Origin of the sequence: Sphingomonas sp. T1, assembly GCF_902506585.1 — a bacterium.
GTDB classification, from domain to species: Bacteria; Pseudomonadota; Alphaproteobacteria; order Sphingomonadales; family Sphingomonadaceae; genus Sphingomonas; species Sphingomonas aerolata.
In genome coordinates this window covers 928,958-954,780 of the sequence record NZ_LR733875.1, presented here as the reverse complement: position 1 = coordinate 954,780, position 25,823 = coordinate 928,958, and the positions used below count along the sequence as shown (strand labels likewise).

The 25,823-nt window shown below is 66.8% G+C and carries 27 protein-coding genes and 1 pseudogene; 13 read left to right on the top strand and 15 right to left on the bottom strand.

What is annotated here, in order from left to right; translation table 11 throughout:
- Positions 1–57 precede the first annotated feature (57 nt).
- From GV027_RS04135 to GV027_RS04110, 6 genes are all read right to left on the bottom strand, one after another.
- A complete protein-coding gene (locus GV027_RS04135) occupies positions 58–870 on the bottom strand; it encodes a hypothetical protein (protein WP_159511071.1) in 813 nt (270 codons plus the stop codon).
- A gap of 75 nt (positions 871–945) precedes the next feature.
- The gene (locus GV027_RS04130; RefSeq protein ID WP_031393980.1) at positions 946–1,257 is read right to left on the bottom strand and encodes a hypothetical protein; all 312 of its coding nucleotides are present in this window, start codon (positions 1,255–1,257) and stop codon (positions 946–948) included.
- Positions 1,258–1,635: 378 nt separating this feature from the next.
- The gene (rplI, locus tag GV027_RS04125) at positions 1,636–2,232 is read right to left on the bottom strand and encodes a 50S ribosomal protein L9 (protein ID WP_031440825.1); all 597 of its coding nucleotides are present in this window, start codon (positions 2,230–2,232) and stop codon (positions 1,636–1,638) included.
- Between the two features lie 11 nt (positions 2,233–2,243).
- A complete protein-coding gene (rpsR, locus tag GV027_RS04120) occupies positions 2,244–2,468 on the bottom strand; it encodes a 30S ribosomal protein S18 (RefSeq protein ID WP_031393978.1) in 225 nt (74 codons plus the stop codon).
- Between the two features lie 2 nt (positions 2,469–2,470).
- A complete protein-coding gene (rpsF, locus tag GV027_RS04115; protein WP_031393977.1) occupies positions 2,471–2,905 on the bottom strand; it encodes a 30S ribosomal protein S6 in 435 nt (144 codons plus the stop codon).
- A gap of 172 nt (positions 2,906–3,077) precedes the next feature.
- On the bottom strand, positions 3,078–3,434 hold the full coding sequence (locus GV027_RS04110; protein WP_037528667.1) for an RcnB family protein: 357 nt from the start codon (positions 3,432–3,434) through the stop codon (positions 3,078–3,080).
- A 194-nt stretch (positions 3,435–3,628) separates the two neighbouring features.
- Between GV027_RS04110 and fabD the strand changes: the two genes are divergently transcribed.
- The 6 genes from fabD to mltG all read left to right on the top strand — a co-directional run bounded on the left by fabD (position 3,629) and on the right by mltG (position 8,607).
- On the top strand, positions 3,629–4,588 hold the full coding sequence (fabD, locus tag GV027_RS04105; RefSeq protein ID WP_159511070.1) for an ACP S-malonyltransferase: 960 nt from the start codon (positions 3,629–3,631) through the stop codon (positions 4,586–4,588).
- A 33-nt stretch (positions 4,589–4,621) separates the two neighbouring features.
- Positions 4,622–5,050, top strand: coding sequence for a GxxExxY protein (locus tag GV027_RS04100; protein ID WP_159511069.1), 429 nt, complete (start codon positions 4,622–4,624; stop codon positions 5,048–5,050).
- 1 nt (position 5,051) lies between these two features.
- Positions 5,052–5,789 (top strand): 3-oxoacyl-[acyl-carrier-protein] reductase, encoded by a 738-nt coding sequence (gene fabG / locus GV027_RS04095; RefSeq protein WP_031440821.1) that lies wholly within the window; start codon positions 5,052–5,054, stop codon positions 5,787–5,789.
- 161 nt (positions 5,790–5,950) lie between these two features.
- On the top strand, positions 5,951–6,187 hold the full coding sequence (locus GV027_RS04090; RefSeq protein WP_031393971.1) for an acyl carrier protein: 237 nt from the start codon (positions 5,951–5,953) through the stop codon (positions 6,185–6,187).
- 121 nt (positions 6,188–6,308) lie between these two features.
- A complete protein-coding gene (gene fabF, locus GV027_RS04085; protein WP_031440820.1) occupies positions 6,309–7,571 on the top strand; it encodes a beta-ketoacyl-ACP synthase II in 1,263 nt (420 codons plus the stop codon).
- Positions 7,572–7,638: 67 nt separating this feature from the next.
- Positions 7,639–8,607, top strand: coding sequence for an endolytic transglycosylase MltG (mltG, locus tag GV027_RS04080; protein ID WP_159511068.1), 969 nt, complete (start codon positions 7,639–7,641; stop codon positions 8,605–8,607).
- Between the two features lie 251 nt (positions 8,608–8,858).
- Here mltG and eda read toward each other — a convergent pair whose 3' ends face one another.
- The 8 genes from eda to GV027_RS04040 form a co-directional block, all read right to left on the bottom strand.
- Positions 8,859–9,479 (bottom strand): bifunctional 4-hydroxy-2-oxoglutarate aldolase/2-dehydro-3-deoxy-phosphogluconate aldolase, encoded by a 621-nt coding sequence (eda, locus tag GV027_RS04075; protein WP_159511067.1) that lies wholly within the window; start codon positions 9,477–9,479, stop codon positions 8,859–8,861.
- The gene (gene glk, locus GV027_RS04070; protein ID WP_056681283.1) at positions 9,476–10,444 is read right to left on the bottom strand and encodes a glucokinase; all 969 of its coding nucleotides are present in this window, start codon (positions 10,442–10,444) and stop codon (positions 9,476–9,478) included. The genes eda and glk overlap by 4 nt, the downstream gene beginning before the upstream one ends.
- 88 nt (positions 10,445–10,532) lie before the next feature.
- Positions 10,533–12,347 carry a phosphogluconate dehydratase gene (gene edd, locus GV027_RS04065; RefSeq protein ID WP_159511066.1) on the bottom strand — a complete coding sequence of 605 codons (1,815 nt, stop codon included), beginning with the start codon at positions 12,345–12,347 and terminating at the stop codon, positions 10,533–10,535.
- A 1-nt stretch (position 12,348) separates the two neighbouring features.
- A complete protein-coding gene (gene pgl, locus GV027_RS04060) occupies positions 12,349–13,053 on the bottom strand; it encodes a 6-phosphogluconolactonase (protein WP_031396120.1) in 705 nt (234 codons plus the stop codon).
- Between the two features lie 251 nt (positions 13,054–13,304).
- Entirely contained in the window at positions 13,305–14,768 is a 1,464-nt protein-coding gene (gene zwf, locus GV027_RS04055) for a glucose-6-phosphate dehydrogenase (RefSeq protein WP_031440816.1), read from the bottom strand.
- A 23-nt stretch (positions 14,769–14,791) separates the two neighbouring features.
- A complete protein-coding gene (argC, locus tag GV027_RS04050; protein ID WP_159511065.1) occupies positions 14,792–15,721 on the bottom strand; it encodes an N-acetyl-gamma-glutamyl-phosphate reductase in 930 nt (309 codons plus the stop codon).
- Positions 15,718–16,149, bottom strand: coding sequence for a hypothetical protein (locus GV027_RS04045; protein ID WP_236559043.1), 432 nt, complete (start codon positions 16,147–16,149; stop codon positions 15,718–15,720). The genes argC and GV027_RS04045 overlap by 4 nt, the downstream gene beginning before the upstream one ends.
- On the bottom strand, positions 16,088–16,405 hold the full coding sequence (locus GV027_RS04040) for a MarR family transcriptional regulator (RefSeq protein ID WP_031395049.1): 318 nt from the start codon (positions 16,403–16,405) through the stop codon (positions 16,088–16,090). Before GV027_RS04040 ends, GV027_RS04045 begins: the two co-directional genes overlap by 62 nt.
- A 235-nt stretch (positions 16,406–16,640) precedes the next feature.
- Here GV027_RS04040 and secG point away from each other — a divergent pair, with 235 nt between their 5' ends.
- A complete protein-coding gene (gene secG / locus GV027_RS04035) occupies positions 16,641–17,033 on the top strand; it encodes a preprotein translocase subunit SecG (RefSeq protein ID WP_031395050.1) in 393 nt (130 codons plus the stop codon).
- Between the two features lie 84 nt (positions 17,034–17,117).
- Entirely contained in the window at positions 17,118–18,752 is a 1,635-nt protein-coding gene (locus GV027_RS04030; RefSeq protein ID WP_031395051.1) for a CTP synthase, read from the top strand.
- A 362-nt stretch (positions 18,753–19,114) separates the two neighbouring features.
- Here GV027_RS04030 and GV027_RS04025 read toward each other — a convergent pair whose 3' ends face one another.
- The gene (locus GV027_RS04025; protein WP_159511064.1) at positions 19,115–19,579 is read right to left on the bottom strand and encodes an Hsp20 family protein; all 465 of its coding nucleotides are present in this window, start codon (positions 19,577–19,579) and stop codon (positions 19,115–19,117) included.
- A gap of 239 nt (positions 19,580–19,818) precedes the next feature.
- On the opposite strand from GV027_RS04025, the pseudogene GV027_RS04020 reads away from it, so the two are divergent.
- From GV027_RS04020 to GV027_RS04000, 5 genes and pseudogenes are all read left to right on the top strand, one after another.
- Positions 19,819–22,247, top strand: a pseudogene (locus GV027_RS04020) (TonB-dependent receptor).
- A gap of 478 nt (positions 22,248–22,725) precedes the next feature.
- Positions 22,726–23,976, top strand: a complete 1,251-nt coding sequence (locus GV027_RS04015) for a lipoprotein-releasing ABC transporter permease subunit (protein ID WP_031396032.1) — start codon at positions 22,726–22,728, stop codon at positions 23,974–23,976.
- The gene (locus GV027_RS04010) at positions 23,969–24,682 is read left to right on the top strand and encodes an ABC transporter ATP-binding protein (RefSeq protein WP_042467156.1); all 714 of its coding nucleotides are present in this window, start codon (positions 23,969–23,971) and stop codon (positions 24,680–24,682) included. Before GV027_RS04015 ends, GV027_RS04010 begins: the two co-directional genes overlap by 8 nt.
- On the top strand, positions 24,679–25,275 hold the full coding sequence (locus GV027_RS04005; RefSeq protein WP_159511063.1) for a GNAT family N-acetyltransferase: 597 nt from the start codon (positions 24,679–24,681) through the stop codon (positions 25,273–25,275). Before GV027_RS04010 ends, GV027_RS04005 begins: the two co-directional genes overlap by 4 nt.
- A complete protein-coding gene (locus tag GV027_RS04000) occupies positions 25,272–25,748 on the top strand; it encodes a glutathione peroxidase (protein WP_159511062.1) in 477 nt (158 codons plus the stop codon). Before GV027_RS04005 ends, GV027_RS04000 begins: the two co-directional genes overlap by 4 nt.
- Positions 25,749–25,823: the final 75 nt, after the last annotated feature.

Below are 25,823 nucleotides of genomic sequence, written 5' to 3'. Positions count from 1 at the left end.
GAGTGGGGGCGGGGGCAGGAGCGGGGGCAGCGGCCACCGCGGCGAGCCAGAGCAGGATCATGTCGGTTCGCTTTCCGCACCAGGGGTCGCCGCGACCGGCGTCGGCTTCAGATAGGGCAGCAGCCGCGCCCGCGGAAACACGTCGTCGAGCGTCCGGCTCTCGGGCAGGATATACACCACGCCGCCCTTGCGGCGGAACAGCGGGCTCAGCTGTCCGGTATAGAATTTGCTGCCGACATTGATGCAGCCAAAGCTGATCCGGTTGTCCTCCGGGCTCGGCGACACCAGCCGCTCGACCCGGCGTTCCTTCTTGTGGGTCGTGATCACCGCATGGATCGCGACCGAATTGGCATAGTCGACCCACAGTACCGACTGGCGTCCGAACGCGCGCCCGAAGCGGGTGACGAACCGGCCCGCGGGCGTGGTCCGCTCGGCGGGGCCGATCTCGGCCAGATCCTTCGCGCCGACGCCGGGCGACGAATCGTCACCGATCCCGACGCCGAGCAGCACCGGCGTCTGCCCGAGATACGCGCCCTTCGCATCGAACAGCAGCAGCGACGCTGCCTGCTTGTCGATCACCGCATAGGGCAGGCCGGCATTGTCCTTCGCCGCCGCGACCCAGGCGACGATCTGGTCCGCGGCCGGCGACAGCAGCGGCAGCGCGAGCGGCAAGACCGGAGCGGCCACCGCCGCCCCGCGCCGCGGCTTCGCGCGCGTCTTGCCACCCGCCTTGCCACCAGCCTTGCCACCAGTCTTCGCGGCGACCTTGGCGCCGGCAGCGGCCGCCGACGGCACCGGCGCGGCGACGAGCGCCAGCGCCAGGCCGGCAAGCGCCGCCGCCCGGTACCGTCCCGGTAACGGCCCTCTCACGCGCACGATCCTCTCACGATGGCGATCCTGCGCGGCGAAAGCCGTCCCGGGTATTGGCATGGAGCAGGGTCAGGCTCAGCCGCGCGGCTTGCGCTGGCGCTGCTGCATCTGCTGCTGCATCTTCTGCTCCATGCCGTCGACGCGACCGTTGATCTGGTCGATCCGCTGGCCGTTCTGCTGCGCCTGGCCGGCTGCGGCCTGGGCCTGGGTCAGTGCCTCGCCCGACGTGCCCTCGACGGTCCGCAGGCGGCCGTCCATGCCGTCGATGCGCGTGTTGACGGTCGCGATCTGCTCGCGGACAAAGCCCTTGGTGGCGCAACCGCCCAGCCCGATCGACCCGATCAGCAGGAGGGCAACGGTCGGATATTTCTGGAGACTCGTACGCATTTTCTTAACCTTTCCAAAAACTGGAACCTGCACTCAGCGATCACAATCGCGCGCTGACAATCGATTTTGGCCAGAATGTGCGTCTTCTGCGGTGGAGCAGGGGGCGGGGTGAATGCCGCCGGTTCGCCGCGCCGCGCGGTTCATCTGCCCGCAACCTTTCGCTGGCCTTGGGCATTATCGCCGCGTCCCTTTTCATAGAGTTCGCCGGCCATGAAACAGATCCTCCCCGTCATCTTCGCGCTCGTCCCCCTCGCCGCGATGGTCGGCGCTTGCGTCACCTGCCCCTGAACCGCTGGCGTTCCTGCCGCAGACATGAAAAGGCCCGCCCGGATCGCTCCGGACGGGCCTTTTTCGTGTCGGCCAGGAAAGGCGAGGGGGTTAGCCCTGTGCCTCTTCCTCCTGGTCGCGCGGGGCTTCGGCGGTCGCGCCGGGCTCTGCGTTCGGATCGTAATCCTCGACGAAGCCAGCCTCGTCACGCTCGAACATCGACGACATGACGTCGACGCCCTGAGCCTGCATCTCGGCTTCTTCCGGCGACCGGGCGACGTTGACCTTGACGGACACCGACACCTCGGGGTGGAGTGCAACCTTGACGGTGTACACGCCGATCGCCTTGATCGGCTTGTCGAGCACGATCGCCGACTTGCCGACCTTGTGACCATCGGCCACCAGCGCATCGACCAGATCGCGAACCGCGACCGAACCGTAGAGCTGACCGGTGTTCGACGCCTGACGGATCAGGGTCACGCTCGCGTCGGTGAAGGTCTTCGCTTCGGTCTCGGCATCGGCACGGCGCGATGCGTTGTCCGACTCGATCCGCGCACGGTTCGCTTCGAAAACCTTGCGGTTGGCTTCGTTCGAACGAAGCGCCTTCTTGTTCGGGAGAAGGAAGTTACGGGCATAGCCGTCCTTGACCTTCACCACGTCGCCGATGGCGCCGAGCTTTTCGACGCGCTCAAGCAGAATGACGTCCATGGGGGCGCTCCTTACTTAACGATGTAGGGCAGCAGGCCCAGATGACGCGCACGCTTGATGGCCTGGGCCAGTTCGCGCTGCTTCTTTGCGGCCACCGAAGTGATACGCGACGGGACGATCTTGCCACGCTCGGACACGAAGCCCTGCAGCAACCGGACGTCCTTATAGTCAATCCGGGGAGCGTCTTTGGCAGAGAACGGGCAGCTCTTGCGGCGGCGGAAGAATGGACGTGCCATGATTATTCAGCTCCCTCTTCGCGGTCACGACGGGGACCACGGTCCGGACGATCGCCGCGGTCAGGACGGCCTTCACGGCCACCTTCGCGGTCGCCACGACGCTCACGGTCGCGGTCCGACTTGCGCATCATCACGGTCGGGCCCTCTTCGAGCGTGTCGACCTTGACCGTCATGTAACGGATGATGTCTTCGTTGATCTGCGTCTGGCGCTCCAGCTCTGCGATCACGTTGCCCGGGGCATCGATCTCGAGCATCACATAGTGCGCCTTGCGGTTCTTGGCGATCTTGTACGCCAGCGAACGCAGGCCCCAGTTCTCGGTCTTTACGACCCGACCTTCGTTGTCGTTCACGATCTTGGTGGCGATTTCCGCCAGAGCGTCCACCTGCGCCTGTGCCAGATCCTGGCGCGCAAGGAACACGTGCTCGTAAAGAGCCATGTCTTGTCCTTCGTCTTGGCCGATCGCTGATACACGCCCCATGCGTGCACCCCTCCGGCTGTCGTCTAGAATGCAAACCGGGGCAAGGGACGCGAATCCCTCACCCCGGTTGTGATGGCCCTTACCCGATTAGCGGGGAAAGGCAAGGTTGGTTACGACCCTGACGGCGCGATTACCGGAACGCGCCACCGCGCACCTGGACCACATTGCCGCGGCCGTTGACCAGCAGCGCGTCACGACCCGAACGGACCCACTGGCTGCCACGCGGCGGGGCGGCGAGGCGATAGTTGCGGTAGGTCGTGATCACCCGGTAGTTCTGCGCATAGCGGCGGTCGAACCGCTGGCCGGTGCGGAAATTGCGATACTGGTTCGGGCGGACGGTGGTCCGCTTGGTGACGACGGTGCGGCCATTGTTGTTCTGGCGCACGGTGGTCACTTCGCGGCGCTGCTGCGCCTCGGCCGGAGCGGCGGCCAGCAGCGGGCTGGCGACGAGGGTGGCGGCAAGCGCGCTGAGGATGAACGTCTTCATGATACTCTCCCGTTGAAACACGGCGCCGATGCTGCGGCGTCCTCCATAATCTGGGGGCCGCTTGTCGCAGGCGCTTGTCGCAGGGGTCGCGAATTGGTCGCATTTTGTCGCAAACCCGCCGGGTCCGTTCAGGTTCGCGCGGTTGCAACTCGGGCCACACCTTTCTAGTCCGCCCGCTTCAAAGAGGAGAGGTCATGCGCGCGTTCATCTTCCCCGGCCAGGGGAGCCAGTCTGTCGGCATGGGCAAGGCGCTCGCCGATGCCAGCGCCACCGCGCGCGAGGTCTTCGCCGAAGTCGACGAGGCGCTCGGCCAGAATCTGTTCCGGCTGATGAGCGAGGGGCCGGCCGACGACCTACTCCTCACCGAGAATGCGCAGCCCGCGATCATGGCGAACGCGATCGCCACGCTGCGCGTCGCCGAGAAGGAGGGCGGTCTGCGCCTCGCCGACAAGGCCGATTATGTCGCAGGGCACAGCCTCGGCGAATATACCGCGCTCTGCGCCGCGGGCGCGCTCGACCTGTCGACCACCGCGCGGCTGCTGAAGCTGCGCGGCCGGGCGATGCAGGCGGCGGTGCCGGTGGGCGAGGGCGCGATGGCCGCGCTGCTCGGCACCGACCTCGAAAAGGCGCAGCTGATCGCCGGCGCCGCGGTCGATTCGATCCTGGCCGAGGGCGGGGCCGAGCTGGTCTGCACCGTCGCCAACGACAATGATCCGTCGCAGGTCGTGATCTCGGGCCACCGCCTCGCGATCGAGAAGGCGATCGGCCTCGCCAAGGATCTCGGTGCCAAGCGCGCGGTCCTGCTCCCGGTCTCCGCGCCGTTCCACTGCCCGCTGATGCAGCCCGCCGCCGAGGCGATGGAAGCCGCACTCCTCGACGCCGACCTCCGCGCGCCGCTGGTGCCGGTGTTCGCCAATGTCGACGCGGTCGCCGTGGCCAACCCCGGCGCGATCCGCCACCTGCTCGTCCAGCAGGTCACCGGCATGGTCCGCTGGCGCGAATCGGTGCTCGCGATGCACGCAGCGGGCGTCGGCCACTTCGTCGAATTCGGCGGCAAGGTCCTCGCCCCCATGGTAAAACGCACCGCCCCCGACGCCGAAACCACCAGCGTCATCACGATGGACGACATCGAGGAATTCGTGAAGAAGATGTGATCACGCGGAGACGCGGAGCCGCGGAGAGAAGATTTGAGAGAGATCGATCAGATCAGCGGCGATGTGCTCGATCTCTCCGTTCGGATTCACCGTGCTCTGGGTCCGGGTCTTCTCGAAAGCGTCTACGAACTGGTGCTGGCGGGTAGGCTCGCCAGTCTGGGTTACCAAGTGGCGCGGCAGCGACCGGTAGACATCGAATTCGACGGGACCCGCTTCGAAGCGGCCTTTCGCATCGACCTCCTCGTCGACGAGCGCCTCTTGGTGGAAATCAAATCGGTAGAGCAACTGAACGCAGTCCACGGCAAGCAATTGCTCACCTATCTACGCCTCACCAAACAGCCCGTCGGGCTGCTTATCAACTTCGGTGGCGCGACGCTCAAGGAAGGGGTGCGACGGATCGTCAATGACCATCGCCCCTCCGCGTCTCCGCGTCTCCGCGTGAACCAATCTACTGGAGACTAGAATGTTCGACCTCACAGGCATGACCGCCCTCGTCACCGGCGCATCGGGCGGGATCGGGTCCGAGATCGCCCGAGCCCTCGCCGCACAGGGCGCGCGCCTCGCCATATCCGGCTCCAACGCCGCCAAGCTCGACGCCTTCCTCGCCACCCTCGGCGGCGATCACGTCGCGCTCCCTTGCGACCTGTCCGACCCCGCCGCGGTCGACGCGCTCGTCCCCCAAGCGGTCGAGAAGCTCGGCAAGATCGACATCCTCGTCAACAATGCCGGCGTCACCCGCGACAATCTCGCGATGCGGATGAAGGACGACGAGTGGGACAGCGTCATCCGCGTCAATCTCGAGGCCGCGTTCCGCCTGATGCGCGCCGCCGCCAAGCCGATGATGAAGGCGCGCTTCGGCCGGATGATCTCGGTCACCTCGATCGTCGGCGTCACCGGCAATCCCGGCCAGGCCAATTACGCCGCGTCGAAGGCGGGGCTGATCGGCATGTCGAAATCGATGGCGCAGGAGCTCGCCAGCCGCGGCATCACCGTCAACTGCGTCGCCCCCGGCTTCATCACCTCGCCGATGACCGACGCGCTCCCCGACGCGCAGAAGACCGCGCTGACGACGAAAATTCCGGCCGGCCGGCTGGGCGAGGGCGCGGACATCGGCGCCGCGATCGTCTATCTCGCCAGCCGCGAGGCGGGCTATGTCACCGGGCAGACGCTGCACGTGAATGGCGGGATGGCGATGATCTGACGTCACGGATCCGCGGCATGAGCCGGGCTAACACCCGGTTTTCGCCCGCAATCGCGCAAAGCGACCCGGCAAGGCGATGAACTGACCCTTGCCACGAAACGGACCCCGTTCTACGGGCGTTCAGGAACTGGTAAAAACCCCCAAAGATAGAGGGAACGAACATGAGCGAGACCGCAGACCGCGTGAAGAAGATCGTCGTCGAGCATCTCGGCGTCGAAGCCGACAAGGTGACCGAAGATGCGAGCTTCATCGACGATCTGGGTGCCGACAGCCTCGACATCGTCGAGCTGGTCATGGCGTTCGAAGAAGAATTCGGCGTCGAGATCCCTGACGACGCGGCCGAGAAGATCGCGACCGTCAAGGACGCGATCACCTATATCGACGAGCACAAGGCCTGATCAGGGCTTGAGGTCCGATCCGTCGGGCTTGCCCTGGTGGCTATGATCTGAGCGGCTCCCCGTCCTTGGGCTAAGAGGGCGGGGAGCCGTTTCGTTTTGGAAGCATGTGGAGTTTGAGGTCATGCGGCGTGTCGTCGTAACCGGGCTAGGCCTGGTCACCCCCCTGGGGGCCGATGTTGAAACGGCTTGGGCGAACATTCTCGCCGGCAAGTCGGGGGCGGGCCCGATCACCCGGTTCGATGCGTCGGACCAGGTCTGTCGCATCGCCTGCGAGGTGAAGCCCGCAGACCATGAATATGGCTTCGATCCCGCCAAGCGCGTCGACCACAAGGTCCAGCGCCAGGTCGATCCCTTCATCATCTACGGCATCGACGCCGCGGGCCAGGCGCTCGAAGACGCCGGCCTGACCGAGATGACGGTCGAGGAAAGCTGGCGCGCGGGCGTGTCGATCGGCTCGGGCATCGGCGGCCTGCCGGGCATCGAGAGCGAATCGATCGTCCTCCACACCAAGGGGCCGCGCCGCGTTTCGCCGCACTTCGTGCACGGCCGCCTGATCAACCTGATCTCGGGTCAGGTCTCGATCAAATATGGTCTGCGCGGGCCGAACCATGCGGTCGTCACCGCCTGCTCGACCGGCGCGCATGCGATCGGCGACGCCGCGCGGATGATCGCGATGGACGATGCCGACGTGATGCTCGCGGGCGGCGCGGAGGGCACCGTCTGCCCGCTCGGCATCGCCGGCTTCGCCCAGGCGCGCGCACTGTCGACAAACTTCAACGATTCGCCCGAAAAGGCTTCGCGTCCCTATGACAAGGACCGCGACGGCTTCGTGATGGGCGAGGGCGCGGGCGTGCTCGTGCTCGAGGAATATGAACACGCCAAGGCGCGTGGCGCGAAGATCTATGCCGAGGTGATCGGCTATGGCCTGTCGGGCGACGCCTATCACGTCACCGCACCGCATCCCGAAGGCGACGGTGCGTTCCGTTCGATGCAGATGGCGATCAAGAAGTCGGGCCTCAAGCTCGAGGACATCGACTACATCAACGCGCACGGCACCTCGACGCCGATGGGCGACGAGCTCGAACTGGGCGCGGTCCGCCGGCTGTTCGGCGATGCGATCTCGGGTCTGTCGATGTCGTCGACCAAGTCGGCGATCGGGCATCTGCTCGGCGGCGCGGGCGCGGTCGAGAGCATCTTCTGCATCCTCGCGCTGCGCGACCAGATCGTGCCGCCGACGCTCAACCTCGACAATCCGAGCGACAGCTGCATCGGCGTCGACCTCGTGCCGCACGTCGCCAAGAAGCGCGAAGTCCGCGCGGTGCTGAACAACTCGTTCGGCTTCGGCGGCACCAACGCCTCGCTCGTGATGACGCTGGTAAAGTAACCTGTTCCCCGGCGAAGGCCGGGGTCCAGACTGGGTCCCCGCCTTCGCGGGGACACAAGGGGTGAGAATGCGCAAGGTCGGCTGTTTCGGAGTGATCCTCGCCCTCGTGGCGATCGTCGCGCTGTTCCTCGTCGTCCAGGGCTGGGGCGGCGCCGGCCCGGCCGCACGCACGCTCACCGTCCAGGTGCCGCAAGGATCCAGCCTCACCGCCGCCGCGACCGAACTCGAAAAGGCCGGCGCGATCCGCTCCGCCAGCCGCTTCCGTCTCTACGCGCGCATCTTCGGCTCGGGCGATCCGATCAAGGCGGGCGAATACCGCATCCCCGCCCAGGCCAGCCCGTCCGACATCCTGAAACTGATGCAGGGCGGCAAGGTCGTCCAGCGGCTCGTCGCGGTCCCCGAGGGCTATCCCTCGGTCCTCGTCCACGACGCGCTGATGAAGGCCGACGGCCTGACCGGCACCGTGCCCGTCCCCGCCGAAGGCTCGATCCTGCCCGACAGCTATGCGTTCGAGCGCGGCGACACGCGCGCCACGGTCGTCGCGCAGATGCAGTCGGCGATGACCGCCTATCTCGCCAAGGCCTGGGCGGCGCGCAAGCCGGGCATCGCGGTGGCGACCCCCGAACAGGCGATCATCCTCGCCTCGATCGTCGAGAAGGAAACCGGCAAGCCGTCCGAGCGTCGCATGGTCGCCGCGGTCTATGGCAACCGCCTGCGCGTCGGCATGCCGCTTCAGGCGGATCCGACCGTCATCTACCCGATCACCAAGGGTCGCCCGCTCGGCCGCCGCATCCTGCGTTCCGAACTGCAGGCGAAGAACGGCTACAACACCTATGCCAGCCCCGGCCTGCCGCTCGGCCCGATCGCCAATCCCGGCCGCGCCTCGATCGACGCGGTGCTCGACCCGGCGCAGACCCAGGCGCTGTATTTCGTCGCGGACGGCACCGGCGGCCATGTGTTCGCCGACACGCTCGACCAGCACAACGCCAACGTCCGCAAATGGTACGCAATCCGCAAGGCCCGCGGCGAGATGTAATCGCCCCCTCGGCGCCTGACACCATGACGCCGGGTCGCTCAGCCACCCCGTTCGTCCCGAGTAGCTGCTGAGCGAAGTCGAAGCGGCGTATCGAGGGACAATTGGCGCACGGGCCCCCTCCGTCGATACCCGCTCTTCGGATAAGCGGTGCTTCGATACGAGCCCTCGATACGCCCCATCGGGGCTACTCGGTCTCTACTCGGCACGAATGGGAAGGGGGGACGTGGGCACCAGTGCCGCACGTCCGATCCTTACCCCCGCAGCGCGTTGGCCGCGCGCGCCTTCATCTCGATCTCGGCCATCGTGCCGCCGGTCACCCAGCTCCCGCCGACGCACAGCACCGGCTTGAACGCCAGCCACTCGGGCGCGCTGGCCTCGGTGATCCCCCCGGTCGGGCAGAAGCGCGCCTGGTAGAACGGCGCCGCCAGCGCCTTCAGCGCCTTCAGCCCGCCGCTCGCCTCCGCCGGGAAGAACTTGAAATGCGTGAGGCCGAGGTCGAGCCCGGTCATGATGTCCGCCGCATTGGCGATGCCCGGCAGGAACGGCACGCCGCTCTCGATGATCGGCGTGGCGAGCCGCTCGGTCAGTCCGGGCGAGACGATGAACTCGGCGCCCGCGTCCATCACCTCGGCGAACTGGCGCGTGTTGACGACGGTGCCCGCACCGACGATCGCGCCCTCGACCTTCTTCATCTCGGCGATCGCCTCGAGCGCGGCGCCGGTGCGCAGCGTCACCTCGAGCACGCGCAGCCCGCCCGCGACCAGCGCCTCGGCGAGCGGACGCGCCAGCGCCGCGTCCTCGATCACCAGCACCGGGATGACGGCGCTGGTCTGCATGATGTTTGCAATGGTGGGCAAGGCTGTGACGGTCATTGGGTGTGTTCCTGTGCGAAGGCCGCCGCGGCGCCGAACAGGCCGGGCTGGGGATGGGTGATCAGCTTGACGGGCATCGCCGCCATCATCGTCTGGAACCGGCCCTTGGCGACGAAGCGCTGGTCGAAGCCCGAGCGGACCAGACGGTCCTTGATCCGGAAGCCGAGCCCGCCCGCGATCACCACCGCCTTGGCGCCCTGCGCGAGCGCGAGATCGCCCGCCACCGCGCCGAGCGCGAGGCAGAAGCGGTCGAGCGCTGCGAGCGCGATCGAATCGGTGCCGTCGATCGCCTCGGTCCAGATCGTCCGGTCGTCGCGGCTGGGCACCGAACGCCCCTCCATTTCGGCCAGCGTCTCGTAGATCGCGACGATCCCCGGCCCGGCGACGACGCGCTCGGCGGAAACGCGCGTGAAGGTCTTGCGCAGCCGCTTGAGCAGCGCGTCCTCGATCCCGTCGAGCGGGGCGAAGTCCATGTGGCCGCCCTCGGTCTCGAGCACCTGGTACCGGTCGCGGTTGCGCAGCAGCTGCGCGACCCCCAGGCCGGTGCCCGGCCCGCAGATCGTGGTGATCCCCTCGGACGGCAACGGCGTGTCGGGACCGCACAGATGGATGAAGTCGCTGTCGGGGACCTGCGCGACGGCATGGCCGACCGCGCCGAAATCATTGACGACGACCCACTGGTCCGCGTTCAGCCGCTCGGTGATCAGCGACTTGCGGATGATCCACGGATTGTTGGTCAGCCGGATCACGTCGTTGGCGACGGGCGACGCGACCGCGATGCCCAGCGCGCGGGGCAGGGGCCGTCCCAGCCCCGCCTCGAACGCCTGATAGGCGGTCTGCAGCGATGCGTGGTCCGCGGTCTTCATCGTCACCGGCTCGCCCAGCTTGACGACGCGGCCATTCTCGACCTCGGCAATCGCAAAGCGCGCATGCGTCCCGCCGATATCTGCCGCTACGATTTCCATTGGTCTCTCCCGATCCTTGATCTCTTATCGCCGTTCGTCCTGAGCGCAGTCGAAGGACATCGCCCGGAACGAACGGTTCGCGCGGGCTTTAAAGCCCCGCGCCCGCCAGCATCGCCGACGCGCCCTTTTCGGCCTCGTCGGCCAGCCCGCGGAACATGCCGAACAGCTCGCGACCCATGCCGCTGACCGCGGGTGGCAGCGTCACCATCTCACGCGTCGCCCACACATCCGCATCGACCAGCGCTTCCAGCGTGCCGTTGACCGCATCGACGCGGATCATGTCGCCGTCGCGGATCAGCCCGATCGCGCCGTCGAGCAGCGCTTCGGGCGAGCAATGGATCGCGCACGGCACCTTGCCGCTCGCGCCCGACATGCGGCCATCGGTGACCAGCGCCACCTTGAACCCGCGATTCTGCAGCACGCCCAGCGGCGGGGTCAATTTGTGCAGCTCGGGCATGCCGTTCGCGCGCGGCCCCTGGAAGCGGACGACGACGACGACATCCTTTTCCAGCTCGCCGCGCTTGAACGCCTCGATCACGTCGAGCTGGTCGTCGAACACCATCGCGGGCGCCTCGACGATCCAGCGATCGCGCTCGACCGCGGACACCTTGATGCACGCGCGGCCGATATTGCCCGCGAGGATCCGCATGCCGCCATCCGCCGAGAACGGCGCGGTTGCGGGGCGCAGGATCGTCTCGTCACCGCTGTCGGGCGTGTCGCGCCATTCGAGCGCACCGTCCGCGACCACCGCGGTCTTCGCATAGGCCGACAGATCCTGTCCGCCGATCGTCATGATGTCGCCGTGGAGCAGCCCTTCGCCCAGCAGCTCGCGGATCACATAGGGCATGCCGCCCGCCGCCTCGAACGCGTTCACGTCCGCCGAGCCGTTGGGATAGACGCGCGCGATCAGCGGCACCGCGGCCGACAGGCGATCGAAATCCTCCCAGTCGATCACGATCCCCGACGCACGCGCGATCGCGGGGACGTGGAGCAGATGGTTGGTCGACCCGCCCGTCGCGAGCAGGCCGACCGCCGCATTGACGATCGCACGCTCGTCGACGCAGCGGCCGAGCGGCCGGTAATCGTCGCCGCGCGCGCCGATCTTCGCGAGCCGATGGACCGCCGCGCGCGTCAGTTCCTGGCGCAGCTTGGTGCCCGGATTGACGAACGCCGCGCCCGGCATGTGGAGGCCCATGACCTCCATCATCATCTGGTTGGTGTTGGCGGTGCCGTAGAAGGTGCAGGTGCCCTTCGAATGATAGGCGCCGATCTCCGCCTCGAGCAGCTCGTCGCGGCCGACCAGCCCTTCGGCGAACTTCTCGCGCACCGCGGCCTTGGCCTTGTTGGGCAGCCCGGTCGGCATCGGCCCACCCGGGATCAGCACCATCGGCAGATGACCGAAGCGCAGCGCGCCCATCAGCAGCCCCGGCACGATCTTGTCGCAGATGCCGAGCAAAGCCGCGCCCTCGAACGTGCCGTGGCTCAGCGCGATCGCCGTGCTCAGCGCGATCGTGTCGCGGCTGAACAGCGACAGCTCCATCCCCGGATAGCCCTGCGTCACGCCGTCGCACATCGCCGGCACGCCGCCCGCGACCTGCGCGGTCGCGCCGGCCTCGCGCGCCCAGACCTTCATCAGTTCGGGATAGCGGTAATAGACCGCGTGCGCCGACAGCATGTCGTTATACGCCGTCACGATGCCGATGTTCATGCCGGCATCGGCCTTCATCGCATCGCGGTCCTCCTCGGTCCCCGCATAGGCATGCGCGAGGTTCGCGCAGCCCAGCGACGGCCGGCGCACCTGCGCCTCGCCCTCGCGGTCGATCAGCGCGAGATAGGCGGCGCGGCTGTCGCGCGACCGTTCGATGATCCGGTCGGTGACCGCGGAGACGACGGCGTTCAGCATCTCAGGCGGCCCAGTGGATGTCGACGGGCAGCTCGACCTCGGCCAGCACGCGCCCGATCGGATATTTGGACGACGGACCCTGCTCGATCGCCTGTTCGAGCAGCGTCTTCTTCTCCTCGCCGGTGATCATGATCATCAGCGCCTTGGACGACGCGATCGCCGCGGCGGACAGGGTGACGCGCGCGACCGGCGCCTCGGGCGGCAGCGGCTCGGGCATCACGCCCACCGCGCGGCGTTCCTTGGGACCGCTCAGCGCCTCGTCGAAATCGGGGCCGGGGAAGATCGACGCGGTATGGCCGTCGGTACCCATGCCGAGCAGGCAGAAGTCGAGCGGCCAGTGCAGGTCCTGCATCAGCGCATCCGCCGAGCGACCCGCCGCCTTGTAGTCGGAGATCGCATCGGGAACGATCGGCTTCACCCGCGCGCCCTTGGGCAGGAAGATCTTGGCAAGCGCGGTGACGTTCGACATCGGATCGCCCAGCTTCACGATCCGCTCGTCGCCGGGGATGATCGTGACCTTCTTCCAGTCGAGCTTGGCCTGGGCGAGCTTCTCATACGCCGCCATCGGCGTCTTGCCGCCCGCCAGCGCGATCACCGCCGAGCCACGCGCGTCGAGCGCGCTCTCGATGACGAACTGGATGTCACCGGCAACCGCGGCTGCGAGCTCCTCGGTGTCCTCGTAATCCCACCATTCGATCTCGGTCATATGCTCAAACTCACTTAGAAATTAGTGTTCGTGCCCAACAGTTCAGGTCGTGTCCGCCAGTCCCGTTCGCACCCAGCAGTCCCGTTCGTATTCAGCGGCCCGTTCGTACCAACCAGTCCCGTTCGTGCCGAGTAGGGATCGAGCGAAGCCGAGAGCCCGTATCGAGGTACAATGCCACAACCGGGCCGATCCCTCGATACGCCATCTCGACAAGCTCGACGGCTACTCGGGACGAACGGAGGAAAACATGCTCAGTCGTCCTGCCAGGTCACGCCGTCGCGCTCGGTCAGCGCGATCGCGGCGGACGGGCCCCAGCTGCCCGACGGATAGCTTTTGGGCTTCATTCCGTTCGCTTTCCAGCCCTCGCGGATCGCATCGATCCAGGTCCACTGCGCCTCGACCTCGTCACGCCGCACGAACAATGTCTGGTCGCCCTCGATCAGGTCGAGCAGCAGCCGCTCATAGGCGATCCGCCGGCGCGTGCCCGCAAACTCGGCGTCGAGGCTGAGGTTCAGCGGCACCTCGCGCAGCCGCACGCCCTCGCGGTCGAGCCCCGGTTCCTTCGCCATCACCAGCAGCTGGACATGCTCTTCGGGCTGCAGGCGGATGATCAGCATGTTGGGCTGGAGCAGCCCGCCGCGTCCTGCAAACATCGAATGCGGCACCGCCTTGAACTGGATCGCGATCTCGCTGCCGCGTGCCGCCATCCGCTTGCCGGTGCGCAGGTAGAAGGGCACGCCCTGCCAGCGCCAGTTGTCGACATGCGCCTTGATCGCGACGAACGTCTCGGTGGTCGACGTCTGGCCGAGCTCCTCCGAATAGCTCTTCACGAACTTCCCGTTGACCGCGCCCTCGGCATATTGCCCGGTCACGGTGACGTGCGGCGCCTCTTCGGGCTTGATCAGCCGCAGCGAGCGGAACACCTTCGACTTCTCGTCGCGAACGTCGGTGCCCTCGAACCGTGCCGGCGGCTCCATCGCGATCAGTGCGAGCAACTGCAGGATATGGTTCTGCACCATGTCGCGCAGCGCACCCGCGCTCTCGTAATAGCCCGCGCGTTCTTCCAGCCCGACCGTCTCGGAGATCGTGATCTGGACGTTGTCGATCCCCTGCGCGTTCCACACCGGCTCGAAGAACGAGTTGCCGAACCGCAGCGCGAGGATGTTCTGGACGGTTTCCTTGCCCAGATAATGATCGATCCGGTAGGTCCGGTTCTCGGGAAACGCCTTGGCGACCGCGTCGTTGATCTCGCGGCTTGTCGGCAGGTCGTAGCCCAGCGGCTTTTCCAGCCCGACGCGAACGGTCTCGCCCGCCAGTCCGACCTTGTGCAGCCCTTCGATCGCCGATTCGAACAGCGACGGCGCGGTCGACAGATAGATGGCGAGCCCGCCCGAAATGTCGCCGATCTTGTCCGCCAGCGGCTGGAAGCTCGCCGGATCGGACAGGTCGGTCGGCTGGTAATGCACGCGCTCGAGGAACGCGTCGATCGTCGCCTCGTCCTTGCGATCGTCCTTCAGATACTCGTCGAGCGCGGCTCTCGCGAAGGTGCGATACGCCGCGTCGTCGTGATCGTGACGCGCCGCGCCGGTGATCGTCAGCCCCTCGGGCAGCAGCCCGTCGGCGTGCAGGCCATAGAGCGAGGGCAACAGCATCCGCTGTGCGAGATCGCCGGTCGCGCCGAACAGGAGCAGCTTGGCTACGGGATTACGGTGCATGAGAGCTCCTGGGTCAGTCGGTCTTACGAAACCAGACCGGCGACCGGGTCGACCCCGGCCATGATGTTGAGGTTCTGGACCGCGGCGCCGCCGGCGCCCTTGCCCAGATTGTCGAGTGTCGCGACCAGCCGCGCGTGACCGGTCGCATCGTTGCCGCAGACGCGCAACGTCAACCGGTCGGTTCCGGCATTTTCCTCGATCGCGATCGCCGCCGCATCGCCCGCCGCCACGCTCACGAGCGCCGCGCCGTCATAGGCGTGCCGCAGAACGTCCTCGACCGCCGCCAGCGTCGGCCGGCCGGGCAGGGCATGAAGGTGCAACGGCACCTCGACGACCATCCCGCGATAGGTGTTGGCGACCGCGGGCGCGAAGATCGGCGCATGCGTCAGCGCGGCATGCTGCGTCATCTCGGCGATGTGCTTGTGTGCAAGGCCAAGCGCATAGGCGCGGAACGCGGTCGGGGTGGCGCCGGCCCCCTCGAACTCGGCGATCATCGCCTTGCCGCCGCCCGAATAGCCCGACGTCGCGTTGACGCTCAGCGGATGGCCCGCCGGCAGCAGCCCGGCCGCGACGAGCGGGGCTACGAGCGCGAGGAAACCGGTCGGATAGCAGCCGGGGTTGGACACGCGCGTCGCCGTGGCGATCCGCGCCGCCTGACCCGGCAGCTCGGCGAACCCATAGGTCCAGCCCGGCGCGACGCGGTGCGCGCTCGATGCGTCGATCACCCGCGTCCGGTCATTGTCGATCAGCGCGACCGCTTCGCGCGCGGCGTCGTCGGGCAGGCAGAGGATGACGAAATCGGCATCGTTGAGCGCCGCGCGGCGTGCCGCGGGATCCTTGCGGTTCGCCTCGTCGAGCAACGCGATATGTATGTCGGACCGCCCGGCGAGCCGGTCGCGGATCTCGAGCCCGGTGGTGCCCGCCGCACCGTCGATGAAGACCGTCGCGGTCATGCCGCCACCGCCTTGCCGTCCGGCAGGTCGAGCGCGTCGATCTCGACATAGCCGACCAGGCCATGCGGCTGGGCGACGCCCCAGGCGGACGAGCCTGCGATCTCGAGCACTTCGATCGTGTCGCCGACCGCCAGCGCGGTGACCGGCTCGCTCGCCGTGTCGCGGCCCGCGCGCAGCGTCGCGGTGCGCGCGACCAGCCGGATCATCGGCACCGCATAATGCGGTGCGAAGACATGCTCGGCGAGGCGGATGTCGGCAATGTCGCGGCGGACCGCGTGCGTGCGCAGGTCGAGATCGACCGAACGCCCGGTCAGCGCGAAACTCTGGCGACGCGAGTCGGCAGAATCACGCGGCTGAATGACGCCGTCAGGCTGTCGCGGCGCGGGGCGCGGCGTCGTTATCGCCGATGAACTGCCCGAATTCTTCAAGAAAATCTGCCCCTTCACTCGTCCGCGCGACGAAGATGTTGCGCTTGTCGCTATCGTCGCGTTGCCGGCGCAGATAGCCGAGGGCACCCAATCTGTTCAAGGCGCGCGTGACGACGGGCTTCGATACGTTCAGTGCACGCGCCAGACCGCGCACCGTATGCGGGCCGGGTTTGAGATAGACGAGCAGCAAAAGCGCCATCTGGCGATTGGTCAGATCCGGTTCACCCGAACGGACATAATCGACCAGAGCCGTCATCCACGTCGATAGAGTATTGACTGCCATTGATGCCACAGCGTTGATCCGCCATCTGAATTTCAGGGTCTACGTCCCGTTAAGGAACGTCATTACGCTGTCACAACGCCCGCCCGCACGGCTTGTTTCCGTGTGTTTCGGTGTCGTGTGCGATATCCGGAGCCCGGGATGCGGTTGATCGTTGCCGCCGGCTCGCCTATGTGCGCGGCTTCGTAAAAGTTCCGGGGTTTTCCGCGCAATGTTCGCCTTCCTGCTTGTCATCCACGCGATCATCGCGGCCGCCCTCGTCACCGTGATCCTCATGCAGCGGTCGGAAGGCGGCGGTCTGGGCATGGGCGGCAGTCCCTCGGGGCTGATGTCGGCCCGCGGCGCCGCCGATTTCCTGACGCGCGCCACCGGCGTGCTCGGGACGATGTTCGTGCTGTTCTCGATCCTGCTCGCGATCCTCGCGGCGAATCACCGCAGCACCGACATCGACACGTCGCTCGCCCGCACGCCGGCGGCCGCCGCCACCGCGGTTCCGACCGCGGAGCCCAAGGGCGATGCGGCACCGTTCGCCGGTGGTGCAGAGAATGCCGGCGCCGCCGCACCGGCGCCTGCCGACAATGGCGCGGTCCCGCTCGCCCGCTAAACACTCCATTCGCCGACAAAAGCGCCCTGCGTGATCCGCGGGCGCTTGTCGTTCGTCCCCAACACACGCTACGAGACTCTTCCCATGGCTCGGTACATTTTCATCACCGGGGGCGTGGTATCGTCGCTCGGTAAAGGTCTCATGGCGGCATCGCTTGCCGCCCTCCTCCAGGCACGCGGCTACAGCGTCAGGATCCGGAAGTTCGATCCGTATCTGAACGTCGATCCCGGCACGATGTCGCCCTATCAGCACGGCGAGGTCTATGTGACCGACGACGGGGCCGAGACCGATCTCGACCTCGGTCACTATGAACGCTTCACCGGCGTGCCCTCGCGCCAGTCGGACAACGTCACCTCCGGCCGCATCTATCAGCAGATCATCGCCCGCGAACGCCGCGGCGACTATCTCGGCGCGACGGTGCAGGTCATCCCGCACGTCACCGACGCGATCAAGGCGTTCGCGCGGGCCGAGACCGACGATGTCGACTTCGTGCTCTGCGAGATCGGCGGCACCGTCGGCGACATCGAATCGCTCCCCTTCATCGAGGCGATTCGCCAGCTGAAGAACGAGGAAGGGCGCGGCAAGGCGATCAGCATCCACGTCACGCTCGTCCCCTATATCGCCGCCGCGGGCGAGCTGAAGACCAAGCCGACCCAGCATTCGGTCCGCGAACTCGCAGCGCTCGGCGTCCAGCCCGACGTGCTGGTCTGCCGCTGCGAACACCCGCTGCCGCCGTCGGAGCGCGCGAAGATCGCGCTGTTCTGCAACGTCCCCGCCAGCGCGGTCATCCCCGCGCTCGACGCGAAGAGCATCTACGCGGTGCCGCTCCAGTATCACGGCGAGGGCCTCGATATCGAGGTGCTGCGCGCGTTCGGGATCGAACCCGCCGCCGCGCCCGACCTGTCGCGCTGGACCGAGATCATGGACCGGCTGACCAATCCGCAGGGCGAGGTCACGATCGGCGTGGTCGGCAAATATGTCGGGCTGCAGGACGCCTACAAGTCGCTCAACGAGGCGCTGGTCCATGGCGGCATCGCCAACCGCGTCAAGGTCAACGTCCGCTGGATCGACGCCGAGCTGTTCGAGAATGCCGAGAGCGACATCGCCGGCCAGCTCGAGCCCTGCGACGCGATCCTCGTCCCCGGTGCGTTCGGCGAACGCGGCGCGGAGGGCAAGATCGCCTCGGTGAAGTTCGCGCGCGAACGCAAGATCCCCTATTTCGGGATCTGCTTCGGAATGCAGATGGCGTGCGTCGAGGGCGCACGCGGTCTCGGCGGCGTGCCCGATGCCTCGTCGACCGAATTCGGCCCGACCGACAAGCCGGTGGTCGGCATGATCACCGAATGGATGGGCCGCGAGGGTCTCGAGACGCGCGCGGCCGAGGGCGATCTGGGCGGCACGATGCGGCTCGGCGCCTATGACGCCAAGCTCGACGGCAACAGCGTCGTCGCGGCGATCTATGGCGGCACCGACATCTCGGAACGCCATCGTCACCGCTACGAGGTGAATACGGGCTACAAGGACGTGCTCGAACAGGGCGGCCTGGTCTTCTCGGGCATGTCGCCCGACGGCACGCTCCCCGAAATCGTCGAGCGTCCCGACCATCCCTGGTTCGTCGGCGTCCAGTTCCACCCCGAACTGAAAAGCAAACCCTTCGACCCGCACCCCCTGTTCGCCAGCTTCATCGAAGCCGCGGTCAAACAGAGCCGCCTCGTCTGACCCGACCGGGCGCCCCCAGGGGCGCCCGGCGAAGTGAAATATCGATCACGCGAAGGCGCAAAGGCGCAAAGGGACCCAAAATCTTAGCGTCTTCGCGCCTTCGCGCGAACAAACCTGCTCCGTCTGGTCCGAACAGAAGAATGTGTTCACGCGGAGACGCGGAGACGCGGAGTGCATTCGTGGCCTATCGCAGCCAGCCTCACTCAGGTTCGCGCAGGATTTAATGAGGGCCGCGACGCGGCCAAGAAAATCTCCGCGCCTCCGCGCCTCCGCGCGAACAAATTCTTCTAAATCCGAACCCCAGACATAAAAAAGGCGCCCGGACCCCAAGGATCCGGACGCCCCACAGCGCTGACCAAAAATCAGGCAGCCTGATCGACAGCAACCGTATCGACCGCAGCCAGCGGCGCGCCGGTCTTGATCGTGATGCTCTTCGGCTTCATCGCCTCGGGCACTTCGCGGACCAGGTCGATCACCAGCAGCCCGTCGTTCAGCCGCGCATCCTCCACCAGCACGAAGTCCGCCAGCTCGAAGCGCCGCTCGAACGAGCGGTTGGCGATGCCGACATGGAGCAGCTGGCCCTCGGGCGCGCGCTCCTCCTTCTTGCCCGCGACCAGCAGCAAATTCTGCTGCGCGGTGATCGCGATCTCGTCGCGCGAGAAGCCGGCGATCGCCAGCGTGATGCGGTAACGGTCCTGCGCGATCCGCTCGAGGTTGAACGGCGGGTAATTGTCGGACGTCGCGACGCGCGCGTTCGTCTCGATCATGTCGAACAGCCGGTCGAACCCGACGGTCGAGCGGCGATAGGGGGTAAGGTCGAGTCGCATGGTCAAATCCTCGTCTTGAGCAATCCAACATCAGCCCTGGCCCGCCTGTGCGCGGCCCGGGCACACGGCCCATCAGGCGCCGTGCGGCAGTGATCTGGTCACCCCGCAAAAACCTTCAAGATCGCCCCGGCAAGATTTTTTCCAGGGCCCCGATAGCGCAGCTTTGCCCCTGCAAAGCCGTTCCCGATTGATCTCCCACCAAATCAATGGACTTTTAGAGCCAAGGTTCAAGGGAGACGATCATGGCCCATATTTTCGCGATGCTGGTCGCCGCACAGGCGGCCGCATCACCGCTGCCGGCACCCGCCGATCAGGCCGCACCCGCGCCGCAGGACGAGCAGCGCGACACCGGCCGACTCGGCGCGGCACAGCAGGGCGGGGGAGACATCGTCGTCACCGCGCGCCGCCGTGCCGAGACGATCCAGAGCGTGCCGATCGCGATGTCGGTGATCGGCGGCCAGGCGATCGCCGACACCGGCGCGTACAACGTCAACCGCATCACGCAGCTTCAGCCGACGCTGCAATTCTACTCGACCAACCCGCGCAACTCCGCCGCCAACATCCGCGGGCTCGGCGCGCCGTTCGGCCTCACCAATGACGGCATCGAACAGGGCGTCGGCATCTATGTCGACCAGGTCTATTACAGCCGCATCGCGTCGGCGACGTTCGACTTCACCGACACCGAACGGATCGAGATCCTGCGCGGGCCGCAGGGCACGCTCTACGGCAAGAACACCACCGCGGGCGCGATCAACATCTACACGCGCAAGCCCAGCTTCACCCCCGAGGCGCGGATCGAGCTCACCACCGGCAATCTTCGCTTCGTCCAGGCCAAGGCGTCGGTGTCGGGCCCGCTGGTCGACGACAGGCTCGCGATCCGGCTGTCCTCGTCGATCACCCGGCGCGACGGCACGATCCGCAATCTCCGCACCGGCAAGGACGTCAACGCGCAGGACAATCAGAGCCTGCGCGGCCAGCTCTTCTGGCACGCGACCGGCAATCTCGATCTCACGCTGTCGGGCGATTATAATCACCAGAACCCCGATTGTTGCGCGCAGATCTTCGCACGCGTCGGCACCACGCAGCGGCCCGTGTCGCGGCAATATGACGCGCTGGCGGCGGCGCTCAACTACACCCCGCCGTCGCGCGACGCGTTCGACCGCGTGACCGATCTCGACACCCCGCTGCGCGCACGGCAGGAGCTCGGCGGCGCCGCGCTGCTCGCCGAATGGGATCTCGGACCGGTGTCGCTGACCTCGGTCTCCGCATGGCGCATCTGGGACTGGAAGCCGTCGAACGACCGCGACTTCATCGGCCTGCCTATCACCTCGGTCTCCGCCAACCCGTCGCAGCAGGAACAGGTCAGCCAGGAGGTCCGCCTCTCGTCGAACGGCCGCAACACGGTCGATTACGTCGCCGGGCTGTTCTACTTCCACCAGACGATCGACACGCAGGGGCTGCAGGTCCAGGGCGCCGCCGCCAGCCGCTACCTGCTCAACCCGACCAGCGCCAACGCATCCAACCCCGCTGTGCTCGACGGCCTGACCGCGACCAACACGATCGGCTTCAAGAACACGTCCGCGGCCGGGTTCGGCAAGGTGACCTGGCACATCGCCGACAACCTCTCCTTCGCCCCCGCCCCTGTCGTCACGACCGAGACATAGGAGCCGGTCTTCTTGTCGTAATTGACGCGCAGGCGGCCAGCTCGGTCACCCGCGACCGGTGCAGCACGCTAGCGCCCCAGGTCTACACCCCCGCCTTCGACGACTGGAACGTGTCGGGCGACGCGACGCTCGCCTATGACGTCGCCCAGGACATCCATGCCTATGCGACCTATGCGCGCAGCTACAAATCGGGCGGCATCAACCTGTCGGGGCTCCCGCTCGACGGCGCGAACAACCCGATCCTCGCCTCGGCGACGGTCAAGCCCGAGACGGTCAACCATTACGAACTGGGCCTCAAGACGCAGTTCCTCGACCGCCGCGTGACGCTCAACCTCGCGGGCTTCTGGACCGAGATCAACGATTACCAGGCGACCGTCACCAACGGCCAGCTCGGCGTGCTGCGCGGCTATCTCGCCAATGCGGGCAAGGTGCGGACGCGCGGGTTCGAATTCGACTCGGCGTTCCGCCCGACGTCGCGCTTCAACCTCTACGTCAACGGCGCCTATACCGACGCCAAATATGTCCGCTTCGTCGATGCGCCATGCCCGCCCGAGCTGTCGGGCGGCACCACCGCCACCGCGGGCCAGAGCCCAAGCCCGGCAGGGACCCCGGGCGGGATCAGCCCCGCAAACTGCGACATATCGGGCCAGCGCCTGCCGGGCATCTCGAAATGGGCCTTTTCCTACGGCGCGGAGTACGACCTGCCCGCACGGATCGGCGGTCTCGATGGCCAGGTCTATCTCGGCTATGACGGCAGCTACCGCTCGACCTTCTCGTCCAACCCGTCCGCCTCGGCCTATACCGACATCAAGGGCTATGCGCTCGGCAATGTCCGGCTGGGGTTCCGCGGCGAGGACCGGCTGAACGTCTTCGGCTGGGTCCGCAACGTCTTCGCGAAGGATTATTACGAATTGCTCGCGCTGCAATCGGGCAGCACGGGGCTGGTCGTCGGCCAGCCGGGCGATCCGCGCACCTACGGCGTCACGATCTCGCGCTCGTTCTGATACGGTTCACAAACGCTGCTCTACTCTATCTGCTATAAAGAGAGATCCGGGCGAAGGGTGAGAATTGGAAGCTCCCACTCTTCGTCCGGTGCCTGTTGCACTTCGGGGGTTCCGGAAGCGGCGAATAGTGTATTCGTTGTAAGGAAAATGGCCCGGACAAGCAAACGCCCGGACCGTTTCCGATCCGGGCGCCTGCGTGACGATCGCTCGTCAGCCCCCATTTTGTCGCTTCCGCTCTGCACCTTCGGTGCGGCGTCAAAGCATTCCCCGAACCACGGCCGTTGCCTGTGTCTCAGCGAGGTTTTTGCTAAGTAATTGCGTGGTGTTTGTCACCCTGTTTGCGGGGCGCGCCACACGATTGGCAGGGGGCTGTGTCGAATCCGCAACAGACCAATCCAGACGCGGCCATGGTTGCCTCGCGCGGGGCCGCGTCCTAGAGCCGATGGACATCTCTTCTAACGATCGAACCCCCGCACCCATGATCCTGTCACGCTATGAACGGATGATCGCCCGGCGCTATCTGCTGCCGGGCAAGGGCGAGGCGTTCATCTTCCTCGTCGCCTCGATCAGCCTCGTCGCCGTCATGCTCGGCGTGGCCGCGCTCGTCATCGTGATGAGCGTGATGAACGGCTTCCGTGCCGAGCTGTTCGACAAGATCGTCGGGCTCAACGGCCATGCCGTGGTACAGCCGCTCGGCGGCCGGATGCCCGACTGGCGCGAGATCGTCGCACAGGCGCGCGCCACCCCCGGCGTGACTAGCGCGGTACCGCTGATCGAACAGCCGCTCGCCGCCACCTATAACGGCCGCGCGGAGGCGGTTCTCGTCCGCGGGATGCGCGTCGACGACATCCGCCGCAACTCGACGATCCAGGACAAGGTGCTGATGGGGTCGCTCCAGTCGATCACGCAAGGCTCCGGCCGGATCGCGATCGGCTCGCGGCTCGCCGAGTCGCTCGGCGCGCAGGTCGGCTCGGACATCTCGCTGTTCAGCCCGCAGGGTCAGACCACGCCGTTCGGCACCGTGCCGCGCATCGTCAGCTACAAGGTCGGCGCGATCTTCGAGATCGGCGTCTATGACTATGACAAGGCGTACATCATCATGCCGATCGAGGATGCGCAGACGCTCCTCCTGATGGGCGACGCCGCGGGCATGGTCGAGCTGAAGACCGTCGATGCGGACAAGGTCGGCGAGATCCTGCGGCCGCTCGCCGAGAAGATCGGCGGCCGCGCGGTCATCCAGGACTGGCGGACGATGAACGCGCAGCTGTTCGAGGCCTTGGCGGTCGAGCGCGTCGCGATGTTCACCGTGCTGTCGATCATCATCCTCGTCGCGGTGTTCAACATCCTGTCGTCGCTGATCATGCTGGTCCGCGCCAAGACGCGCGACATCGCGATCCTGCGGACGATGGGCGCGACGCGCGGCGGGCTGATGCGGATCTTCATCGTCGTCGGCACGACGATCGGTGCGCTCGGCACGCTCGCCGGGCTCGGGCTCGGCTTCGTCTTCCTGTTCTATCGGCAGGGCGTGGTGAACTTCGTCCAGCTCGTGACGGGGCAGAATCTCTGGGATCCTTCGATCCGCTATCTGACCGAGCTCCCGTCGAAGACCGATCCGGTCGAGATCATCGTGATCGCGCTGATGGCGCTGATCTTCAGCTTCCTCGCGACGCTCTATCCGGCCTGGAAGGCGGCGAGTACCGACCCCGTGCAGGTGCTGCGTTATGAATAATGGCCTTCCGATCGAGCGGCGCAGCGCGCAGGCGTACGACTATGTCCTGCAGACCAGCGGTCTGACCAAAAGCTTCACGCAAGGGGGCGCGACGATCGACGTGCTGCGTGGCATCGACCTCGGAATCGCACCGGGCGAGATCGTCGCGCTGCTCGGCCCCTCGGGTTCGGGCAAGTCGACCCTGCTCCAGGCGGTCGGCCTGCTGGAAGGTGGCTTCCAGGGATCGATCAAGATCGCCGGTACCGAGGCGTCGAAGCTCAACGCGCACGAGCGCACCGTGGTACGCCGCGACAGCCTCGGCTTCGTCTATCAGTTCCATCACCTCCTCCCCGATTTCAACGCGACCGAGAATGTCGTCCTGCCACAGCTCGTCCACGGCGCGACGCGCGCACAGGCGGATGCGCGTGCGGCCGAACTCCTCACCCAGCTCGGGCTCGGCCACCGCCTCACGCACCGTCCCAGCCAGCTCTCGGGCGGCGAGCAGCAGCGTGTCGCGGTCGCCCGCGCGCTCGCCAACAAGCCCGCGCTGGTGCTGGCGGACGAGCCGACCGGCAATCTCGACGAGCATACCGCCGACATCGTCTTTGCCGAATTCGTCCGGCTGGTCCGCGAACAGGGCACAGCGGCGCTGGTCGCGACCCACAACGAACGGCTCGCCGCGCGGATGGACCGCGTGTTCCGGCTGCACGAGGGCCGGCTGGCTTGAGCTGGGACGCGACACCGACGCTCGTCGGGCGTCACGTCACGCTCCGCCCGCTGGTCGCGGCGGACAAGGCCGCGCTGGTCGCCGCTGCGTCCGCAGACGACCTGTGGGACCTGTTCTACGCCAATGTCGCGCTGATGAAGGCGCCCGATCGCTGGCTCGCGGCGGCGTTCGAGCAGCAGGATTTTGGCCGCGCGCGGGTCTTCGCGGTGGTGGTGGACGGCATCGTCCGCGGCAGCACCCGCTTCATGCGGATGAGCGCGGCCAACAAGCGGCTCGAGATCGGCGGCACCTTCTACGCCACCGCGGTCCAGCGCACCGGCGTCAATACCGAGGCCAAGCGGATGCTGCTGACCCACGCCTTCGACACGCTCGGCTGCGAATGCGTCCAGATCCGCACCGACAGCCTCAACAAGCGCTCACAGGCCGCGATCGAGCGGCTCGGCGCGAAACGCGACGGCGTGTTGCGCGGGCATCAGGTGATGGCCGACGGCCGCTTGCGCGACACCATCGTCTACAGCATTTTGGCGCACGAATGGCCGGGCGTCCGTCAGAACCTGACCTATCTGCTCGCCCGACACGAGGACCGCGCATGACCATCACCGACTTCACCGTGAAGGCCGCCAACGGCACCCCCGCGTCGCTCGCGGCCTATGCCGGCAAGGTGCTGCTGATCGTCAACACCGCCTCCAAATGCGGCTTCACCCCGCAATATGAAGGGCTCGAGGCGCTCCACCGCGACTATGCCGATCGAGGCTTCGAGGTTCTCGCCTTCCCCTGCAACCAGTTCGGCGCGCAGGAACCCGGCGACGCGGCGGAGATCGCGAACTTCTGCACGCTCACCTACGACGTGACCTTCCCCGTCTTTGCGAAAGTCGACGTCAACGGTGGGGACGCGGATCCGCTGTTCGACCGCCTGAAATCCGACGCACCCGGCGTGCTGGGGTCGAAAGCGATCAAATGGAACTTCACCAAGTTCCTGATCGACCGCAACGGCACGGTCGTCGCCCGCTACGCCCCCACCACCAAACCCGCCGACCTCCGCACCGACATCGAAAACCTGCTCTAACCCGCCCTTACTACCACCCCGGCGAAGGCCGGGGCCCAGTTGGAAAGGTCGCCGTAACGAAGCGCAGACCTCGGT

Coding starts and splice junctions, on each gene's coding strand:
- GV027_RS04130 (WP_031393980.1), bottom strand. CDS start 1,257: ATGCGTACGAGTCTCCAGAAATATCCGACCGTTGCCCTCCTGCTGATC.
- secG (WP_031395050.1), top strand. CDS start 16,641: ATGTTCGCCTTCCTGCTTGTCATCCACGCGATCATCGCGGCCGCCCTC.
- GV027_RS04010 (WP_042467156.1), top strand. CDS start 23,969: ATGAATAATGGCCTTCCGATCGAGCGGCGCAGCGCGCAGGCGTACGAC.
- argC (WP_159511065.1), bottom strand. CDS start 15,721: ATGACCGCGACGGTCTTCATCGACGGTGCGGCGGGCACCACCGGGCTC.
- GV027_RS04030 (WP_031395051.1), top strand. CDS start 17,118: ATGGCTCGGTACATTTTCATCACCGGGGGCGTGGTATCGTCGCTCGGT.
- GV027_RS04015 (WP_031396032.1), top strand. CDS start 22,726: ATGATCCTGTCACGCTATGAACGGATGATCGCCCGGCGCTATCTGCTG.
- GV027_RS04040 (WP_031395049.1), bottom strand. CDS start 16,405: ATGACGGCTCTGGTCGATTATGTCCGTTCGGGTGAACCGGATCTGACC.
- GV027_RS04110 (WP_037528667.1), bottom strand. CDS start 3,434: ATGAAGACGTTCATCCTCAGCGCGCTTGCCGCCACCCTCGTCGCCAGC.
- fabG (WP_031440821.1), top strand. CDS start 5,052: ATGTTCGACCTCACAGGCATGACCGCCCTCGTCACCGGCGCATCGGGC.
- pgl (WP_031396120.1), bottom strand. CDS start 13,053: ATGACCGAGATCGAATGGTGGGATTACGAGGACACCGAGGAGCTCGCA.
- GV027_RS04000 (WP_159511062.1), top strand. CDS start 25,272: ATGACCATCACCGACTTCACCGTGAAGGCCGCCAACGGCACCCCCGCG.
- mltG (WP_159511068.1), top strand. CDS start 7,639: ATGCGCAAGGTCGGCTGTTTCGGAGTGATCCTCGCCCTCGTGGCGATC.
- rpsR (WP_031393978.1), bottom strand. CDS start 2,468: ATGGCACGTCCATTCTTCCGCCGCCGCAAGAGCTGCCCGTTCTCTGCC.
- eda (WP_159511067.1), bottom strand. CDS start 9,479: ATGACCGTCACAGCCTTGCCCACCATTGCAAACATCATGCAGACCAGC.
- fabD (WP_159511070.1), top strand. CDS start 3,629: ATGCGCGCGTTCATCTTCCCCGGCCAGGGGAGCCAGTCTGTCGGCATG.
- fabF (WP_031440820.1), top strand. CDS start 6,309: ATGCGGCGTGTCGTCGTAACCGGGCTAGGCCTGGTCACCCCCCTGGGG.
- rpsF (WP_031393977.1), bottom strand. CDS start 2,905: ATGGCTCTTTACGAGCACGTGTTCCTTGCGCGCCAGGATCTGGCACAG.
- GV027_RS04025 (WP_159511064.1), bottom strand. CDS start 19,579: ATGCGACTCGACCTTACCCCCTATCGCCGCTCGACCGTCGGGTTCGAC.
- glk (WP_056681283.1), bottom strand. CDS start 10,444: ATGGAAATCGTAGCGGCAGATATCGGCGGGACGCATGCGCGCTTTGCG.
- edd (WP_159511066.1), bottom strand. CDS start 12,347: ATGCTGAACGCCGTCGTCTCCGCGGTCACCGACCGGATCATCGAACGG.
- rplI (WP_031440825.1), bottom strand. CDS start 2,232: ATGGACGTCATTCTGCTTGAGCGCGTCGAAAAGCTCGGCGCCATCGGC.
- GV027_RS04090 (WP_031393971.1), top strand. CDS start 5,951: ATGAGCGAGACCGCAGACCGCGTGAAGAAGATCGTCGTCGAGCATCTC.
- zwf (WP_031440816.1), bottom strand. CDS start 14,768: ATGCACCGTAATCCCGTAGCCAAGCTGCTCCTGTTCGGCGCGACCGGC.